Origin of the sequence: Halalkalibacter alkalisediminis (genome assembly GCF_028610705.1) — a bacterium.
Lineage (GTDB): Bacteria > Bacillota > Bacilli > Bacillales > Bacillaceae_D > Halalkalibacter > Halalkalibacter alkalisediminis.
Genome location: NZ_JAQQWT010000134.1, coordinates 1 through 860, shown reverse-complemented (window position 1 = coordinate 860; position 860 = coordinate 1). Strand labels below are relative to the sequence as shown.

Below are 860 nucleotides of genomic sequence, written 5' to 3'. Positions count from 1 at the left end.
TTGGGGAGGTACTCCTTTTTTTGTGTCTTGAAAGCTTTACGAGACTTAGGATTCAAATTATGAAATTCACTCATTTAAAAGAAGAAAAAACTAATCTGGTTTCTCTTTCCATATCTTTAGACATACATTTGCCATATTGAGTGTTAAGAACGGTGCAGGAATATTTGAACTTCAGCAGATACTTGGACATACTTCAATGGAGATGGTTAGGGTGTATGTAAATTTATTTAGAGATGATGTAATGAAAAGCATAAAACATTTTCCCCATTAATTAGTTTGCAAACAAGAATGTAGAGCTATAATTTTAATTAACAATTACTTGCAGATGCAACTTCGTTGCCCTGCCCTGCTCTGTTCGCTTCGCTCATACCTCACTTCGTTCGGTGGGGCTTCGCCCTACTTCCACAACAATAATAGAAAGTTAATTTACTTACTATGTAAAAGTGGTTATTCGATGTTGTTAGGTATAGCGTGAGCGAAGCGAAACGCAAAACTAATGTGTCTAGTAAATTACCTTTACATATTACATGAGATTGAAATATAAAATGTTTTATGATATAATATATTTATAGATAAGTCAACTGTTTTGTTAATCCTAATTTTAGAAACTTGTTCATTACTCCTTGTTTAAGTCATGGAGTAAATTTGATACAGGATTAAGTTTAAAAGATTTAGTATTCTATTTAAACTTAATTTGGTATCAAAAATAAAATTAGGAGAGATGAAAAATGCAAGAACTGTTTACTTTGCAACAGGCAGTTGAGGAATTTGGAAACGAAAAACCCCCCTCTGTTAGGATAGATGTCGTACGATACTTTAGTGTTATAGTTTAAGTAAATAACACGGAGGTCGATCGATAT

General features: G+C 32.6%; 1 pseudogene. It reads left to right on the top strand.

Annotated features, from left to right (window positions below):
- Window positions 1-109: 109 nt before the first annotated feature.
- Window positions 110-294: pseudogene (locus PQ474_RS26215) on the top strand (tyrosine-type recombinase/integrase); the annotation flags it as partial.
- Between the last annotated feature and the right edge of the window lie 566 nt (window positions 295-860).